Genomic DNA, 14,455 nt, shown 5'->3' on the forward strand with positions numbered 1-14,455 from the left:
GGCCGCCCTGCCGGCGCCCTCACCGTCTCCTCCTTGGCTCGGGCTCCGCGGAGAACCTCGGATGCCCGGTCGTGAACCGCGCGGGCGAGCCGCGCGATGGCCGCTCTGGGAGCTCGACCTGCGGCTGCGCTTACGAGGCGCTCTGGGTCGTGTCGTTGGCCGCACCCTTGGCCGTGTCGACGCCCTGCTGCATGGCCGCCTTGGCGGTCTCGGCGCCCTGCTGCATGGCCGATTGCGTCATGCTGCCGAACTCCTTCGCCTGCGACTGGATCGCCGCGAACTGGTTGCGGATGAACTCGGCCTGATACTGCATCGCCTCCTGCACGTCGCGCGCGCGGACGAGTTTCTGGGCCAGGTCGAAGGCCGCGTTCACGTTCTGCTCGGCGAAGGTGAAACCGCGGCTCGACATGGTCTGCGCATTGGTCCGGGCCACTTCCGCCGAACCCTGGATCGTGTCGGCCGTCTTGCGCGCGGCGCTGATGAACGAGTCGAACGCCTTCCGGGCCTGCTCGACGCTCTTCTCGGCGAAGTCGCGCATCTCGGCCGGGATCTCGTAGTTCGGGGTCGTGGTCATGTTCGTCTCCTCGCTGGTGATTTGTGCAGCACGGGCGTTGTGCACTGCACAATACCACATCGCCCGCGGAACGCCAGTTTGACGCGGGTCGTTAAGGTTAATGATGATGTAACGCTTGGCCTGCGCAATCCGTGCCCGTGCGCCAGCGTTTCATTTCCGTTAAATCCGGGATCGGGAAGGATGCGGGACGGCGAATCGTCCGGTTCGGCCAGGATCGGGCGGGTTGGGGAGCGGAAGTGGACGACACGGCGCTGTTCGAGGCGAGCATCGCGGCCCTGCAGGCGCTTCCGGCCCTCGACCGGCTGATGGCCGGCCGCGCCTTGCCGTGCCTGTTCGTCGACGAGGCGGCCGAGCGCATCCTGTACGCTTCCCCTGCGGCAATTGGTCTCCGGGAGGCGATGGCGGATGCGGCGGGGCGCATCGACCCCGAGCTTCGCCTTGCGCAACAGCTGCGCGGGGTTCGACCTCTCGCGCCCGAGGCCGGGCCGCCGCGGCTCTCGCGGCTGCGGCTCGATCCGGGCCGGCTCTCCCCTCCGCTGGTCTGCGCGTGCCTCCAGGTCACCTTCAGCGACGGGCGACAGGCCCTTGCCCTGGTCCCGGTCGATCCCCTCCCCGCCCTGCGGCCGCGGCGCCGGGCCGCCGCCCCGGGCGTCGTGGGCGCGCCCGCACCGCCTGCGCCAGCTGCGCACACGCCCGCTCCGGCGGCCGACGCCGCCCCCATCCGCTTCCTCTGGCGCAGCGACGCGGGCGGTCGGCTGGTCGAGGCGACCCCATCCCTCGCGGATGCGGTCGGCGCCTCCCCGGTCGGGCAGCACTGGGACGAGCTTCTCGCCGGCACCGTCCTGACGCAGGACGATCGCCTCGCGGCGGCCCTCGAGGAGCACCGGACCTTCCGGGCGGTGCCGGTCCGCTGGCGGCTCGGCGAGAGCGACCAGGGCGTGCAGGTGGATCTCTCGGGCGCGCCGCGCCTCGGAGAGGGACGGGCCTTCGCGGGCTTCAGCGGATTCGGGGTGATCCACCCGGATCGTGTCGCGGCCCTCCCGCCCCGGCCTCCGGCTTCGCCCGCAAGGCCGCGTCCGAGCCTGCGGGAGCGCGCGGCTGCCGTGATCTCCATCGGCCGCGCCGCGAATCCCGAGGCGCCCTCTCCTCCGCCGGGAGCCAATCCGGATTACGTCGCGGATCTTCCCGCCTTCGCGTCCCTCGCGGGCGCGACGCTCGCGGGCTTCGCCGGCATGATGGCCTCGACGTCCCTCAATCCCTTCGGCCTCGGCTGGACCTTCTGTTCGGATCCCGCCGACGAGGCCGGAGAGCCGGCCAGCGAGGAAGTGCCTCCCCGCGAGATTCCGGCCTCGCCGCCCCCCGGTCCGGATGCGCCCGGCCCGGGCGAGGCGGCCGCTGCGGCACCCTCCGAAGCGGCGCCCGAGGCGGTGAAGGCGCCCGAGTCCGCCCCGGAGCCCGCGGGGCGCAGGCCCCTTGCGGCGAGCCAGCTCTCTCTCAACGAGCATGCGGCCTTCCGGGAGATCGCGCGGGCGCTCGGCGCGCGTTTCGCAGGCGACCCGCCCGGGATGGATCCGGCGGCGGAGGGGGCGGATGACGGCGCGCCCCGCCGCGGCGGCGCCGTGACCCCGTTCCGCGGTGCCGCGGCGCCTGCCCGCCAGGCGGGTCGCGAACCGGCCGGCGCCGAGGATCCGTCGGCGCGCATCCTCGACCGGCTGCCGCTGGGCGTCCTGGTGCATCGCGGCGACGATGTGCTGTTCGCCAACCGGCGCCTGCTCGGCCTTGCCGGCTACGGGACGGCCGAAGACCTCTCGCAGGCCGGAGGCGCAGGGGCGCTGTTCAAGGGACGCGATCCCGCAAGCCTTCCCCCCACGGAGGCCGGATATCCGGTCTGCCTCGCGACGCGCGAGGGCGGGACGCTGCCGGTTGCGGTCACGCTCACCACCGTCGAGTGGAGCGGCGCGCCCGCGAGCCTGCTGCTCCTGCGCCGTCTTCCGGATGCCGACCCGGCCCAGGACCTGGCCGCCGCCGAACTCGACCTCGCCCGGCAGCAGGCGAATCTGCGCGAGATCGAGGCCGTCCTCGATTCCATGACCGACGGCGTCGTCACCCTCGACGGAAGCGGACGCATCCTCGACTTCAACAAGGGCGCCAAGGCGCTCTTCGGCCATGAGCCGCGGGAGGTCACGGGCGAGGACTTCTCCCTGCTCTTCACCCCCGACAGCCGGCCGGCCGTGCAGGCGGCGCTCCAGCGCGCCCGGTCCGGGGAGCCGGCGAGCATCGAGGCCATCGGCGAGCGGCGCGAGGGCATCCTTGCCCTCACCGTCGCGCCGATCGCCGGCGAGGGCACGCGCCGCTTCTCCGCGCTGCTGCGCGACGTCACCGCCGCGCGGCGCACGGAGGCCGAGCTTTTGCGCGCCAAGCGGGCCGCCGAGGCGGCGAACAGCCAGAAGTCGGATTTCCTCGCCACGATCAGCCACGAGATCCGCACGCCCCTCAACGCCATCCTGGGCTTCACGGAAGTCATGATGGAGGAGCAGTTCGGGCCGATCGGCAACGAGCGCTATCGCGACTACCTGCGCGACATCCGCACCTCCGGCGAGCATGTGGTCAGCCTCGTCACCGACCTGCTCGACCTCGCCAAGATCGAGGCGGGTCACCTCGACCTCAGCTTCACGGGGGTGGCGCTGAACGATCTCGTGGGCGCGAGCGTCTCGCTGATGCAGCCTCAGGCCGCCCGCCAGCGCGTCGTCGTCCGCACGAGCTTCGCGAGCGGCCTCAAGCCCGTCCTGGCCGACATGCGCTCCATGCGGCAGGCCGCCCTCAACCTGATCGCCAACGCGATCAAGTTCACGGATGCGGGCGGGCAGGTGATCGTCTCGACGGCGATGACCGACCGCGGCGGCGTCGCCCTGCGGGTGCGCGACACCGGAATCGGCATGACGCCCGACGAGATCGAGACGGCGCTGCAGCCCTTCCGGCAGGTCGCGACCGCGCAGAACCGGCGCGGGCGCGGCACCGGGCTCGGCCTTCCTCTCACCAAGGCCCTGGTCGAGGCGAACCGGGGCACGCTGCGGGTGACGAGCCGCAAGCACGAGGGCACGCTGGTCGAGGTGCTGTTTCCCCCCGCTCGCGTGCTCGCCGGCTGAGCGGCTTCCCCGACCAGGGTCCATCTATCGTCGGGGCGCCGAACGGCGCTAGAATTGTGCGGTGCGGCGAGGCTTGCCCGGGGCTCGGCCGCGCGCTCCGCCAGGGAACCGTCATGACGATCCGCCACGTGCTGAGCGCCGCTCTCGCCGGGACCCTGCTCGCCGCGGCGGCCCCGCGCTGCGCAGCGGCGGACGGTCTCTCCGTGGCGCTCCTCACCCAGCGCACCGGCCCGGCCGCGGTGACGGGCGAGGCGCTCGCCAACGGCTTCTCCGACTATTTCACGATGCTCAACCAGCGCGATCGGGGCATCGGGGGCCAGCGCATCGCCGTCGCCGAGTGCGAGACCGGCGGAAGCGTTGAGCGCGGGCTGTCCTGCTACGAGGCCGCCAAGGCGCAGGGCGTCGTCGCCGTCAATCCGGGGGGCGCCGACCTCGCCCTGGCGCTCCTCAACGCCAGCGCGGCGGACCGCATCCCCCTGGTGACCGTCGCGGCGGGGCCCTCGGTCACGGCTCTCGGCCGCATCTTCCCCTATGCCTTCGCGCCTCCCGCGACCGTCTGGGACGGGCTGAGCATCGCGCTCGCCTATCTCATCGACGAGCTCGACGGACCGGAGAACCTGCAGGGACGGCGCATCGCCTACCTCCACCGGGACAGCGCGGCGGGCCGCGATCCGGTCCGCATGCTGGAGGGGCTTGCGGAGGAGTTCGGCTTCAGCTTGCGCAGCTACGCCCTGCCGGACGCGCCGGAGGGCAAGGCCGCCGATGTCTGGCGCGCCGCCAAGGCGGCCTCCCCCGACTACCTGCTCCTCGACGGCTCGGCCGGGTTCGCGGGCGATCCGGTCACGGATGCGGCTGCGGCGGGAATCCCGCTCGGCCGCGTCATCGCGCTCGGCGGGCCAGGGATCGAGGCCCTGCGCCGGGCGGGGCCGGCCGCGAAGGGATTCAAGGAGATCACGTGGCACGCGGCCACGGACAGCTTCCCGGCCTTCGATCAGATGGACCTCCTCGTCATCGATGCGGGCCTCTCCCGCACCGAGAAGGACCGGGCGACCGGCCTCCTGTACAACCGGGGCGTCTATGCGGCGGTGGTGATGGCGGAGGGCATCCGCAACGCGCAGCGTCTCGCCGGGCGCCGGATCGTCGACGGCGACGCCGTGCAGCGCGGGCTCGAGGCCGTGAACCTCGACGGGGCGCGCTGGAAGGAACTCGGCCTGACCGGGTTCGCGGCGAGCCTGCGGCTCTCCTGCACCAATCACAGCGGCCATCTGGCGGGCTTCGTGCTCGAGTGGAACGGCGCCAAGTGGGTGCAGGTGAGCGACAAGATCGCGCCCCTGCGCCAGCGCCTGCGTCCCCGGCTCGATTCCGCGGCGACGGAGTTCGTCGCCCGCGCCGCGACCGAGACGGGACAGCCCTGGCCGGAGCGACCGGCGCCCTGCGACCGGACCTAAGGTCCTGCTGCCATTCCGCCGTATCCGGCCCATGATGCGGCGGCTCGTCTGGAGCCAAGATTTCATCTCTTCTTTGAGGACGACCTGAGAAACGCGCGTCCTGGCCGAATCACAGGGCAATAGACTTGTCGCGTGGCGGGCGCTTCCATCGGCGGCCGGCAGGGGCTAAGTGCGCATGCAGTCGCCGGACGGTCGATCTCTGCGGAGACACCGGGCCGCGACGCTGCCCAGGAGGACGCGCCCCCGCGATGACCACCACGACCACAGCCCAGGCCACCGCCGCCGACGCCCTCGCGTCGCAGAACCCGACCATCGCCGCCTACGACACCCGGGCGCGCATCCGGGCCATCATCGGCTCGTCGTCGGGCAATCTCGTCGAGTGGTACGATTTCTATGCCTATGCCTTCACGGCGATCTATTTCAAGGACGCGTTCTTCCCCGGCTCCGACCCGACGGTCCAGCTCATCAACACCGCGGCGGTCTTCGCCATCGGCTTCCTGATGCGGCCGATCGGCGGATGGCTGTTCGGCCGCGTCGCCGACCGGTTCGGCCGCAAGACCTCGATGCTGATCTCCGTCCTGATGATGTGCCTCGGCTCGCTCGTTATCGCGGTGCTGCCGACCTACGGGCAGATCGGCCTCCTCGCCCCGGTGCTGCTGCTTCTCGCCCGCATGGTGCAGGGGCTCTCGGTCGGCGGCGAGTACGGCACCAGCGCGACCTACATGAGCGAGGTGGCGCTGAAGGGCCGGCGCGGCTTCTACGGCTCGTTCCAGTACGTCACGCTGATCGGCGGGCAGTTGCTCGCCTCGCTCGTCGTCGTCCTGGTGACCCTCGCGCTCAGCGACCAGGAGATGTCCGCCTGGGGGTGGCGCATCCCCTTCTTCATCGGCGCGCTCGCCGCTGTGGTCGCCCTCTATCTCCGGCGCTCCCTGCACGAGACCTCGACGGAGCAGACCCGCGGCTCACGGGAAGCCGGCAGCGTGCGGGCGCTCTGGCACCATCACCGCCGCGCCTTCCTGACGGTGCTCGGCTACACCGCCGGCGGCTCGCTGATCTTCTACACCTTCACCACCTATATGCAGAAATACCTCGTCAACACGACGCACATGGACAAGAAGACCGCCAACCTGGTGATGACGGCGGTCCTGTTCACCTACATGGTGGTGCAGCCGCTGTTCGGGCTCTTCGCCGATAGGTTCGGCCGCAAGACCGCGATGCTGATCTTCGGCGCCTCGACCACATTGCTGACGGTGCCGCTGCTGCACGCGATCGGCTCCGCCAAGGATCCGATCCTCGCCTATGGCCTGATCACGGCGGCGCTGCTCTGCGTGTCGTTCTACACCTCGATCAGCGGCCTCGTGAAAGCCGAGATGTTCCCGGCCGAGGTGCGCGCGCTCGGTGTCGGCCTCTCCTACGCCATCGCCAACGCGATCTTCGGCGGCTCGGCCGAGTTCGTGGCGCTGCAGTTCAAGGATCTGGGCGTGGAGACCTGGTTCTTCTGGTACGTGACGGGCATGTGCGCCATCGCGTTCCTGACCTCCCTGCAGATGCCCGACAGCCGCCGCTCCGGCTACCTGCAGGGCGACGGCACCGCCTGAACCTCGGCCGGGGAAGGGCGTTGGCTTTGCGAGACATCCTCCGCCGAGAGAAGGATTCAGCGATGCGCCCCACCCGCCTGATCGGCCTCGCGCTCATGGCCGCCTCCCTCGGTGCGGCCCCGCTCGCGGCCCAGACCGCCGACCCGGGGGCGCCGCTCCCGGGCCCGCGCACCAACGAGCCGACCAGCACCGGCACGACGACCCGCACCATCACGTCGACCGGCCAGACAAAGCCGCCGGGCCGGGCCGCGGCCCCGCGGGAGGGCAACCAGCCCGACCGGATCAAGGAGATCAACCGCAGGATCGATACCGGCATCTGCATCGGCTGCAACTGATCCAGGTCAAAGCCCTCTGCTTCCGCCCGTGCGAGACCGCCCGTCACACGACCGAGACGCTGTCCAGCCGCGCGCCCGCGTCCGGATGTCTTGTCGAGTCGAGGGGCGGCGGGAGACCGGATTATCCGAAAGGCGTTAGACGGAAGAATCCGTTGCCGGCCGGGCTCCCGCGGGATTAACACCACCTGACAGGCAGCGGATCACCGATGCGGAGGATCCGGCGAAGGTGACGACAGGGAGAGCGCCATGAACCATCGGATCGTCGCGGTGCCGGACGCGGTGCGTGCGCGGGCTCACATTGACGAAGCCAAGTACAAGGCGTGGTACGACGCCTCGATCAACGATCCGGAGGGGTTCTGGCGCGAGCACGGCAAGCGGATCGACTGGTTCAAGCCCTATACCAGGGTCAAGGAGACCAGCTTCGGACCCGACAACGTCTCCATCCGCTGGTTTGCCGACGGCATCACCAACGTCGCCCACAACTGCATCGACCGCCACCTCGCCAGCCGCGGCGACCAGGTCGCCATCATCTGGGAGGGCGACGATCCCGCCGACACCCGCCGCATCACCTACCGCGAGCTGCACGCCCAGGTCGGCCGCATGGCCAACGTCCTGCGCAACCGCGGCGTCGCCAAGGGCGACCGCGTCACCATCTACCTGCCCATGATCCCCGAAGCCGCCGTCGCCATGCTGGCCTGCGCCCGGCTCGGCGCCATCCATTCGGTGGTGTTCGGCGGCTTCTCCCCGGATTCCCTCGCCGGCCGCATCCAGGGCTGCGCCTCGCGCCTGATCATCACCGCCGACGAGGGCCTGCGCGGCGGCCGCACGGTCCCGCTCAAGGCCAATGTCGATGCGGCCATCGCCCGCCTGCCCGCCGACAGCGTCGACCATGTCATCGTGGTGCGCCGCACCGGCGGCGCCGTCGCCATGGAGCCGGGGCGCGACGTCTACTACGACGCCGCCGCCCGCGAGGTCACCGAGGAGTGCCCGGCCGCCCATGTCGAGGCCGAGCATCCGCTCTTCCTGCTCTACACCTCCGGCTCGACCGGCCAGCCCAAGGGCGTGGTCCACACCACCGGCGGCTATCTGGTCTATGCCGCCATGACCCACCAGTACGTCTTCGACTACCACGAGGGCGACGTCTACTGGTGCACCGCCGATGTCGGCTGGGTCACCGGGCACAGCTACATCGTCTACGGGCCGCTCGCCAACGGCGCCACCACCCTGATGTTCGAGGGCATCCCGACCTATCCGTCGGTCGCCCGGTTCTGGGAGGTGGTCGACAAGCACCAGGTCAGCATCTTCTACACCGCCCCGACCGCCATCCGCTCGCTGATGAGCGCCGGCGCGGAGCCGGTGCAGCGGACCTCGCGCGCCTCCCTGCGCATCCTCGGCTCGGTCGGCGAGCCGATCAACCCGGAGGCCTGGGAATGGTACTACCGGGTGGTCGGCGAGGAGCGCTGCCCGATCGTCGACACCTGGTGGCAGACCGAGACCGGCGGCATCCTGATCAGCCCGCTGCCCGGCGCCACCCCGCTCAAGCCCGGCTCGGCCACCCGGCCGTTCTTCGGCGTCAAGCCGGTGGTGGTCGACGGCGACAACCGGGTGCTGGAGGGTGCTTGCGAGGGCAATCTCTGCCTGGACGAGTCCTGGCCCGGCCAGATGCGCACCGTCTGGGGCGACCATGCGCGCTTCGTGCAGACCTATTTCTCGACCTTCCCGGGCCGCTACTTCTCGGGCGACGGCTGCCGGCGGGATGAGGATGGCGACTACTGGATCACCGGCCGGGTGGACGACGTCATCAACGTCTCGGGCCACCGGATGGGCACGGCGGAGGTCGAATCCGCCCTGGTGGCGCATCCGCAGGTCTCGGAGGCGGCGGTGGTGGGCTATCCCCACAGCCTCAAGGGCCAGGGCATCTACGCCTACGTGACGCTGATGCAGGGGGTGGAGCCCTCGGAGGCGCTGCGCAAGGAGCTGGTCGCCTGGGTGCGCCGGGAGATCGGCCCGATCGCCTCGCCCGACCTGATCCAGTTCGCCCCCGGCCTGCCCAAGACCCGCTCGGGCAAGATCATGCGCCGCATCCTGCGCAAGATCGCCGAGGACGATTTTGCCGCGCTCGGCGACACCTCGACCCTGGCGGATCCGGCGGTGGTCGACGACCTGATCGAGAACCGGCAGAACCGCGCCGGCTGAGCCTTGCGCCCCGCCTCAGGCGGGGGGTCGGCAGCCGCGCGGGCGGGCCCGGCCCGCGCCGCCCACCACAGGGAGGAACCCCGATGTCCGGCCTGGACACTGCGCGCATCCTGCACAACCCGAAGTTCCGCGAGCTGGTGGAGCAGCGGACGCGGTTCGGCTGGGTGCTCTCCGGCGTGATGCTGGGGATCTATCTCGGCTTCATCCTGCTGGTGGCCTTCGCCAAGGGCTTTCTCGCCCTGAAGATCGGCGCGGGCGTGACCTCGCTCGGCATCCTGCTCGGCCTCGGCGTGATCCTGGCGGCCTTCGGGCTCACCGGTCTGTATGTGCAGCGCGCCAACGGCCGCTTCGACGACCTCACCCGCGCCCTCGCCCGGGACCTCGCCCGATGATCCGCCGCGGCCTGCCCCTCCTTCTTCTCCTCCTGGCGGCGCTCGCCGCCACCGCCGCCGCGGCGGCCGGGCCGGATCTCGGCGCCGTGCAGAAGCAGGGCCTGAACTGGACGGCGATCGGCATGTTCCTGCTGTTCGTGCTCGGCACGCTCGGCATCACCTACCGGGCCGCCGCCCAGACCCGCTCGGCGGCGGATTTCTACGCCGCCGGCGGCGGCATCTCGGCCGGCCAGAACGCGCTCGCCATCGCGGGCGACTACATGTCGGCGGCCTCGTTTCTGGGCATCTCGGGCCTGGTCTTCGCCTCGGGCTTCGACGGGCTGATCTACTCGATCGGCTTCCTGGTCGGCTGGCCGATCGTGCTGTTCCTGATCGCCGAGCGCCTGCGCAACCTGGGCAAGTTCACCTTCGCGGACGTGGCCTCGTTCCGGCTCGACCAGACCCGGATCCGCCTGCTGTCGGCCACCGGCACGCTGGTGGTGGTGGCCTTCTACCTGATCGCCCAGATGGTGGGCGCGGGCAAGCTGATCCAGCTGCTGTTTGGGCTCGACTACCTCTATGCGGTGGTGCTGGTCGGGCTGCTGATGATCGTCTACGTGGCCTTCGGCGGCATGAAGGCGACGACCTGGGTGCAGATCATCAAGGCCTGCCTGCTGTTGGCGGGGGCCAGCTTCATGGCGGCGGCGGTGCTGTGGCGCTACGGCTTCAACCCGGAGGCGCTGTTTGCGGCCGCGGTGCAGGAGCATCCCCAGCACGACGCCATCATGGCGCCGGGCGGGCTGGTCAGCGACCCGATCTCGGCCCTCTCGCTGGGCCTGGGGCTGATGTTCGGCACCGCCGGGCTGCCGCACATCCTGATGCGGTTCTTCACGGTGGCGGATGCGCGGGCGGCGCGCAAGTCGGTGTTCTACGCCACCGGCCTGATCGCCTATTTCTACATCCTGACCTTCATCATCGGGTTTGGGGCGATCACCTTCCTGATGAGCGATCCGGGCTACTTCAAGCCGGGGCCGGAGGGGGCCTACGACCGGGTGGCGGGGCTGATCGGCGGGACCAACATGGCGGCGATCCACCTGGCCAACGCCACCGGCGGGGCGCTGTTTCTGGGCTTCATCTCGGCGGTGGCGTTTGCGACCATCCTGGCGGTGGTGGCGGGCCTGACGCTGGCGGGGGCCTCGGCGGTGAGCCACGACCTCTACGCGCAGGTGCTGGCGCGGGGCCGGACCTCGGAGCAGCAGGAGGTGCGGCTGTCGAAGCTGGCGGCGGTGGCGATCGGGCTGGTGGCGATCGGGCTGGGCTACGTGTTCGAGAACCAGAACGTGGCCTTCATGGTGGGGCTGGCCTTCGCGGTGGCGGCGAGCTGCAACTTCCCGGTTCTGGCGATGTCGATCCTGTGGAAGGGGACGACCACGACCGGGGCGCTGGTGGGCGGGCTGATCGGGCTGGTGAGCGCGGTGGTGATGGTGGTGCTGTCGAAGGCGGTGTGGGTGGCGACGCTGGGGTTTGCGACGGCGCTGTTTCCGTACGACAACCCGGCGCTGTTCTCGATGCCCGTGGCCTTCCTGGCGATCTGGGCGGTGTCGTCGCTCGATGCCAGCGCCCGGGCGCGCCGGGAGCGCGACAGCTTCGAGGCGCAGTATGTCCGCTCCGAGACCGGCATCGGCGCCGCCGCCGCTCACGCCCATTGACGCGGCCGAAACCGCCCTCCCCTGGCGGGAGGGCGGCCTTCCTCAATAGGCGTTCTCGGTCTTCAGCAGCGCGAAGGGCGTCATCGCCAGGATCTGCAGGTCGAAGAACACCGACCAGTTCTCGATGTAGTAGAGGTCGTGCTCGACACGGCGCTGGATCTTCTCGCTGGTGTCGGTCTCGCCGCGCCAGCCGTTGATCTGGGCCCAGCCGGTGAGACCCGGCTTGACCTTGTGGCGGGCGAAATAGCCGTCGACGACCTGATCGTACAGGGTGTTGGCGGCCTTGGCCTGGAGCGCGTGCGGCCGCGGCCCCACCAGCGACAGGTCGCCCTTCAGCACGTTGAACAGCTGCGGCAGCTCGTCGAGGGAGGTCTTGCGGATGAAGCGCCCGACCGGCGTCACCCGCGGATCGTTCTTCGTGACCAGCCTGGCCGCGCCCGCGTCGCTCTGGTCGACATACATCGACCGGAACTTGTAGACCTCGATCAGCTCGTTGTTGAAGCCGTAGCGCTTCTGCCGGAAGAGGACCGGTCCCCGCGAGGTCAGCCTCACGGCGAGCGCGACCGCCAGCATCACGGGCGCGAAGGCGATCAGAAGAAGGCCACCGACGACGCGGTCGAACAGGGTCTTCACCACCACGTCCCAGTCGGCGATGGGCTTGTCGAACAGGTCGAGCACCGGCACGGAGCCGAGATAGGAGTAGCTGCGCGGGCGCAGCCTGAGCTTGCTCGCATGCGCCGAGAGGCGGATGTCGATGGGCAGCACCCAGAGCTTCGACAGCATCTGCAGGATGCGGGCCTCGGCCGAGATCGGCAGGGTGAAGACGATGAGGTCGAGCCGCGTGTTGCGCGCGTAGATCACGAGATCGCTCACGGTGCCGAGCTTCGGATATCCCGCGACCACATCCGAGGAGCGCCCGTCCGAGCGGTCGTCGAACACGCCGACGATGCGGATCCCCGAATCCGGCTGCCATTCGAGCGCCTCGATCAGCGCCTCGGCAGGCTCGCCCCCGCCCACGATCGCGGTGCGGCGGTCGAAGCGGCCGCGCCGCATCTGCGCGGTCACGATGACCGACAGGATGAGCCGCCCGGCGAGCAGGAGCACCAGTCCCACGACGAAGAACACGCCGAGCCACAGGCGGGAATAGTGATCGCCGAGCTTGGCGAAGAACAGCACGGTCGCTGCGAGCAGGACGACCAGCGACCATCCGAGCACCACCCGCAAGCCCACCGAGAAGAAGGCCCGGAAGGCGCGGATGCCGTAGGTGCCGGCGGCCTGCAGTACCGCCACGTTGAGCCCCGCAAGCCCGAAGATCGCCGCGAGATACCCCGCATGCAGGGGGATGATCCCGCGCAGCAGGACGAGCTGCACCAGGATGCCGGTGACCGCGATGAGGGCGAACTCCCCGGCGCGGACGCAGCCGGTGAGCACGATCGGCGACAGCGGGCCTCCACTCCGGGGCGGAACGAGGTTCTCGGCCGGGGGCATCGCCGCCCGCGGGCCTGCCTGCGCCGGCTGGGCTGCGGCCGTTTTCAGGATGTCGCGAACGTTGAACGCAGTCATGTCGCGTCTTCCGGCTACGCGGCGCCCCGTCCCGCGGGGCGATCGGGCGCAATGCGGCCGCGGTTCGACGGCTCCGGGGCACGCGCGCAGGCTGGCGGTCGGGCGGGCGCCGTCGGCGGGCCGGCACCCCGCCGGCGGGCGACCCGGTCGTGGCCGGGCGGCCGGCGCGGCGGCGGATGACGGCCGAGGGGCGATGCCCGGCGGGATTTATGTGCGGCGAGCCCTCACGGAAGCCTTAACGCGGCGCTGCCGCGGTGTCGGGAGCCGGAGCGCGGCCGAGGGAAGCGCGCCGCGTCTCGCGGGCGGCGCCGTAGCCGGCGGCCACGCCATCGGCCATGCGCTGCATCGAGAAGCGGCTGCGGATGAAGGCGCTCAGCCCCGCGGCCTCGTTCCGGCGCTCCTCCTCGGACTGGTCGAGCTTGCGCAGGAGGGCCCGAGCCAGCGCCTCCACGTCGCGCGGCGGCACCAGCGCGCCCGCAGCAGGGCCGAAGATCTCCGGGATGCCGCCGACACCCGTCGCGACGAGGGGCTGAGCCGCCGCCGCAGCCTCCAGGACCACGTAGGGAAGCGATTCCGCGAAGGAGGGCACGACCATCACCGTGCCGCGGCAGAGGGCGTCCCGGATCGGCTGGGGCGGCTCGAACCGGATCACGTCGCCGAGGGAGAGACGCTCGGCGCGCTCCCTAAGATCCGCCTCGTCGGGGCCCGAGCCGACGACCAGCAGGGTGAGGCGGCGGCCAGGCCCGTGCCGGATGCGCGCGAGGGCGTCGAACAGCACCGTCACGCCCTTCGCCTCCCGCAATTCCCCGATATAGACGAGGTCGTGCCGCTCGGGCGCCGGCGCGATCGGCGCAAACTCGGCGGCGTCGATGCCGTTCGGGACGATCCGGACCAGCCGGTCGGCCTCGCCGACATATTCGCGGTAGCGCCCCGCAATATAGGCACTCTCGAACAGGAACACGTCGGTGCGCCGGGTCAGCATCGCCTCGGCCGTCATGTAGAGGCCGTGAAGCACCGTGCCCGGACGGTAGTTGAAGCTGCCGCCATGGGGCGTGTAGGCGCGAATCGCGTCCGGCACGCCGGCGGGCCTCGCGACGAGCCGCGCGAACAGCCCGCCCTTCGATCCGTGCCCATGCAGGACGGTCGGGGCAGTCCGGCCGACGACGCGGTGCAGGCGGGCGAGCGCCGCAAGGTCGAGCGGGTGCGGATTGCGCCGCATCGGCACGCGGGTCAGGCCGAGCGCAAGCCGCGGCACGAGTTCGGCGAGCACGGCCTCGGCCCGGGTGCCGCCCGTGCTGGAATCGCAGAAGATGCCGACCGCGTGTCCCGCCGCGACCTGCAGGCGGGCGACATCCAGCACATGGCGAAACAGGCCGCCGACCGGGGCCCGGAAGACATGGAGGATGCGCTCCCGCGGCGCGGGCGCGACCTGCGGCGGGACGGGGCCCGGCGATGGATCGATGGAACGGAGTTGGGGCGCGGCCACGATCCTCTCCCGGACGGCGAACGAGAAGC

At 70.9% G+C, this 14,455-nt stretch carries 10 protein-coding genes; 7 read left to right on the top strand and 3 right to left on the bottom strand.

All coding sequences use genetic code 11. From position 1 onward, the window contains the following. Positions 1-130: 130 nt before the first annotated feature. Positions 131-574, bottom strand: coding sequence for a phasin (locus MNOD_RS24585; protein WP_015931667.1), 444 nt, complete (start codon positions 572-574; stop codon positions 131-133). A gap of 236 nt (positions 575-810) precedes the next feature. Here MNOD_RS24585 and MNOD_RS24590 point away from each other — a divergent pair, with 236 nt between their 5' ends. From MNOD_RS24590 to MNOD_RS24620, 7 genes are all read left to right on the top strand, one after another. Next, complete coding sequence (locus MNOD_RS24590) at positions 811-3,720, top strand: ATP-binding protein (RefSeq protein ID WP_015931668.1); 2,910 nt, start codon at positions 811-813, stop codon at positions 3,718-3,720. Between the two features lie 113 nt (positions 3,721-3,833). Continuing rightward, positions 3,834-5,168 carry an ABC transporter substrate-binding protein gene (locus MNOD_RS24595; RefSeq protein WP_015931669.1) on the top strand — a complete coding sequence of 445 codons (1,335 nt, stop codon included), beginning with the start codon at positions 3,834-3,836 and terminating at the stop codon, positions 5,166-5,168. A gap of 248 nt (positions 5,169-5,416) precedes the next feature. Further along, positions 5,417-6,766, top strand: coding sequence for an MFS family transporter (locus MNOD_RS24600; RefSeq protein ID WP_015931670.1), 1,350 nt, complete (start codon positions 5,417-5,419; stop codon positions 6,764-6,766). Between the two features lie 62 nt (positions 6,767-6,828). Continuing rightward, positions 6,829-7,101, top strand: coding sequence for a hypothetical protein (locus MNOD_RS24605; protein ID WP_015931671.1), 273 nt, complete (start codon positions 6,829-6,831; stop codon positions 7,099-7,101). A 246-nt stretch (positions 7,102-7,347) separates the two neighbouring features. After that, the gene (gene acs, locus MNOD_RS24610; RefSeq protein WP_015931280.1) at positions 7,348-9,297 is read left to right on the top strand and encodes an acetate--CoA ligase; all 1,950 of its coding nucleotides are present in this window, start codon (positions 7,348-7,350) and stop codon (positions 9,295-9,297) included. Between the two features lie 83 nt (positions 9,298-9,380). Beyond that, positions 9,381-9,689, top strand: a complete 309-nt coding sequence (locus tag MNOD_RS24615; RefSeq protein ID WP_015931281.1) for a DUF485 domain-containing protein — start codon at positions 9,381-9,383, stop codon at positions 9,687-9,689. Then, entirely contained in the window at positions 9,686-11,377 is a 1,692-nt protein-coding gene (locus MNOD_RS24620; RefSeq protein ID WP_015931282.1) for a cation acetate symporter, read from the top strand. Before MNOD_RS24615 ends, MNOD_RS24620 begins: the two co-directional genes overlap by 4 nt. 42 nt (positions 11,378-11,419) lie before the next feature. On the opposite strand, the gene MNOD_RS24625 is transcribed toward MNOD_RS24620, so the two are convergent. Further along, a complete protein-coding gene (locus tag MNOD_RS24625) occupies positions 11,420-12,940 on the bottom strand; it encodes an undecaprenyl-phosphate glucose phosphotransferase (protein WP_015931672.1) in 1,521 nt (506 codons plus the stop codon). 235 nt (positions 12,941-13,175) lie between these two features. Continuing rightward, positions 13,176-14,426 carry a glycosyltransferase gene (locus tag MNOD_RS24630; RefSeq protein WP_015931673.1) on the bottom strand — a complete coding sequence of 417 codons (1,251 nt, stop codon included), beginning with the start codon at positions 14,424-14,426 and terminating at the stop codon, positions 13,176-13,178. Positions 14,427-14,455 lie beyond the last annotated feature (29 nt).

The sequence above is a fragment of the Methylobacterium nodulans ORS 2060 genome (assembly GCF_000022085.1).
GTDB classification, from domain to species: Bacteria; Pseudomonadota; Alphaproteobacteria; order Rhizobiales; family Beijerinckiaceae; genus Methylobacterium; species Methylobacterium nodulans.